This is a genomic window from Nonomuraea rhizosphaerae (assembly GCF_019396405.1).
Taxonomy (GTDB): domain Bacteria; phylum Actinomycetota; class Actinomycetes; order Streptosporangiales; family Streptosporangiaceae; genus Nonomuraea; species Nonomuraea rhizosphaerae.
In genome coordinates, this window is sequence record NZ_JAHKRL010000452.1 from 1 (window position 1) to 3,028 (window position 3,028).

Below are 3,028 nucleotides of genomic sequence, written 5' to 3' on the forward strand. Positions count from 1 at the left end.
AGGAGGCGTCCCTGGGGACGCCTCCTCCGGGGAGGAAGGGGTGCGGCGGGGACGGCCAAGGCCCGCGGGGAGGTCAGTGCGGCCGTGACCGCCACCCCCCGCGGGGAATCGCTACGGCCGTGACCGCCACCCCCCGCGGGGAATCGGTACGGCCGTGGCCGCCGGCCGCCGCGAGGGCGGTGCGGCCGGAGGCCGTCAGCGCCCTCGTGAGCCGGTGTGGGTCAGGCGTGGTGGCACTTGACGAGGCCGGAGATCTCCTCGGCCGCGCCGGCGCCGTAGGCGGCGGCGAACCGCTCCAGGAAGCCCTTCTGCCCCAGCTCGTACTCCTGCCCGCCGACCCGCTCCAGCACGTGCGTGGCGGTCAGGTTGCCGAGCTGCCCGCAGCGCTCCAGCGGCAGCTCCCAGGCCAGGCCGGCCAGGAAGCCGGCGCGGAAGGCGTCGCCGACGCCGGTCGGGTCGGCCTTGCCCAGCTCGGGCGCGGGCGCGACCTGGACGGACGGCTCACCGGCGCGGTCGATGACGGCGCCCTTGGGGCCGAGCGTGGTGACGCGGACGCCCACGCGCCGCAGCACCTCGCTGTCGGACCAGCCGGTCTTCTGCTGGATGAGGCCCTTCTCGTAGTCGTTGGAGAAGAGGTAGGCGGCGCCGTCGACGAGGTCGCGGATCTGCTCGTCGGCCATGCGGGCCAGCTGCTGGGAGGGGTCGGCGGCGAACGGGATGCCGCGCTGGCGGCACTCGTCGGTGTGGCGCAGCATGGCGTCGGGGTCGTTCGGGCTGACCAGCACCAGGTCGAGGCCGCCGACGCGGTCGGCGACAGGCTGCAGCTCGATGCTGCGCGCCTCGGCCATCGCGCCGGTGTAGAACGAGGCGATCTGGTTGTGGTGCTGGTCGGTGGTGCACAGGAAGCGCGCCGTGTGGTGCGTCTCGGACACGTGCACGGAGCCGCAGTCGACGCCGTGGCGCTCCAGCCAGGAGCGGTAGTCGGCGAAGTCGTTGCCGACGGCGCCGACGAGGACGGGGCTGAGCCCCAGGCACCCCATGCCGAAGGCGATGTTGGCCGCGCACCCTCCGCGACGGATCTGCAGGTCGTCTACCAGGAAGGAGAGCGATACCCGATCGAGCTGCTCGGCGATGAGCTGGTCGCCGAAGCTTCCTGGGAAGGTCATCAGATGGTCTGTCGCGATGGAGCCGGTGACGGCGATGCGCACGGGATTCTTCTTCCTCGTTGTCAGCAAGCCAATGAGCCCAACGAGAATACGCGAAGGTCCCGCGCGCACAAACGCGAGCGGGACCCGGCCTTCAACGGTGACTAGTTGAAGGAGTCGCCACAGGCGCAGGAGCCGGTGGCGTTGGGGTTGTCGATCGTGAAGCCCTGCTTCTCGATCGTGTCCACGAAGTCGATGGAGGCGCCCATCAGGTAGGGGGCGCTCATCCTGTCGGTGACCACGCTGACGCCGCCGAAGTCCGACACCACGTCGCCGTCCATCGAGCGGTCGTCGAAGAAGAGCTGGTAGCGCAGGCCGGAGCAACCGCCCGGCTGCACGGCCACGCGCAGCTGCAGGCCCTCCTCGCCCTGCTGCTCAAGCAGGCTCTTGACCTTGGCGGCGGCCGCGTCAGTCAGGATCAGGCCCTGCGCCGTGGTCTCGCTGCTCTCAACCGTCATCTGCTGACTCCCTAACCCGGCTGTCTGTTTTCGACGTCCTACTAAGACGCTACCAACACATGCCGGGTGCCACACATTCCCAGGCGCCCCGGCCCCGGGAATGTGGGGCTTCGCACCTTGTGTCATCATGTATCGTCAGTTTGACGATAAGGAGGTGTGGCCATGGCCACGCAGACCGGACTGCCCCTTTACGTGCTCGGACAGGGCGCCGACCCGCACAGCGAGAGGGGGGTCGACTGCCCGGGAGAGCTGCCCCCCGCCTCCGACCCCGGCCTGGTCGAGCGCGCCCGCAAGGCCAAGCAGGTCCTCGGCGACCGGCTGTTCGTGCTGGGTCACCACTACCAGCGCGACGAGGTCATCCAGTTCGCCGACGTGACCGGCGACTCCTTCAAGCTGGCCCAGCAGGCGGCCGCCCGGCCCGAGGCGGAGTTCATCGTCTTCTGCGGCGTGCACTTCATGGCCGAGTCCGCCGACATCCTGACCTCCCCGGCCCAGAAGGTGGTGCTGCCCGACCTGGCGGCCGGCTGCTCGATGGCCGACATGGCGACCTTCGACCAGGTGGAGGAGTGCTGGGAGTCGCTGGAGGACGCCGGTCTCGCCGACCGCGTGATTCCCGTCACGTACATGAACTCCAGCGCCGACATCAAGGCGTTCTGCGGCCGCAACGGCGGCACGGTGTGCACCTCCTCCAACGCGAAGCGGGCCCTGGACTGGGCGTTCGAGCAGGGCGAGAAGGTGCTGTTCCTGCCCGACCAGCACCTGGGCCGCAACACGGCGGTGCTGGAGATGGGCATGTCGCTGGACGACTGCGTCGTCTGGAACCCGCACCGGCCGGACGGCGGCCTGACCCGCGAGCAGCTCGACCGGGCGCGGATGATCCTGTGGAAGGGCCACTGCTCGGTGCACGGCCGCTTCACGGCCGAGTCGGTCGACGACGTACGGCGCCGCATCCCCGGCGTGAACGTGCTGGTGCACCCGGAGTGCCGGCACGAGGTCGTCCTCAAGGCCGACCACGTGGGCTCGACCGAGCACATCATCAGGACGCTGGAGGCGGCCCCGGCGGGTTCGAGCTGGGCGGTCGGCACGGAGCTGAACCTGGTCAAGCGGCTCGGGACGATGTTCCCGGACAAGAACGTGTCGTTCCTGGACCGGACGGTCTGCTACTGCTCGACCATGAACCGGATCGACCTGCCGCACCTGGTGTGGGCGCTGGAGTCGCTGGCGCTGGGCGAGGTCGTCAACCGGATCACCGTCGACGACGACACCGCCCACTGGGCCAGGGCCGCCCTGGACCGCATGCTGGCCCTCCCGTAGATCCCCCGCCGTGCTCCGTGGTCACGGGATCCAGGCCTGGATCCCGTGACC

3 protein-coding genes are annotated in these 3,028 nt (G+C 70.0%); 1 reads left to right on the plus strand and 2 read right to left on the minus strand.

The genetic code is table 11. From position 1 onward, the window contains the following. Window positions 1-221: 221 nt before the first annotated feature. Window positions 222-1,208, minus strand: a complete 987-nt coding sequence (locus KME77_RS23040; protein WP_219471016.1) for a carbohydrate kinase family protein — start codon at window positions 1,206-1,208, stop codon at window positions 222-224. Between the two features lie 101 nt (window positions 1,209-1,309). After that, complete coding sequence (erpA, locus tag KME77_RS23045; protein WP_043638338.1) at window positions 1,310-1,663, minus strand: iron-sulfur cluster insertion protein ErpA; 354 nt, start codon at window positions 1,661-1,663, stop codon at window positions 1,310-1,312. A gap of 162 nt (window positions 1,664-1,825) precedes the next feature. On the opposite strand from erpA, the gene nadA reads away from it, so the two are divergent. After that, window positions 1,826-2,977: a quinolinate synthase NadA gene (gene nadA, locus KME77_RS23050; protein WP_219471017.1), complete on the plus strand. Its 1,152-nt coding sequence runs from the start codon at window positions 1,826-1,828 to the stop codon at window positions 2,975-2,977. The last annotated feature ends 51 nt before the right edge of the window (window positions 2,978-3,028 follow it).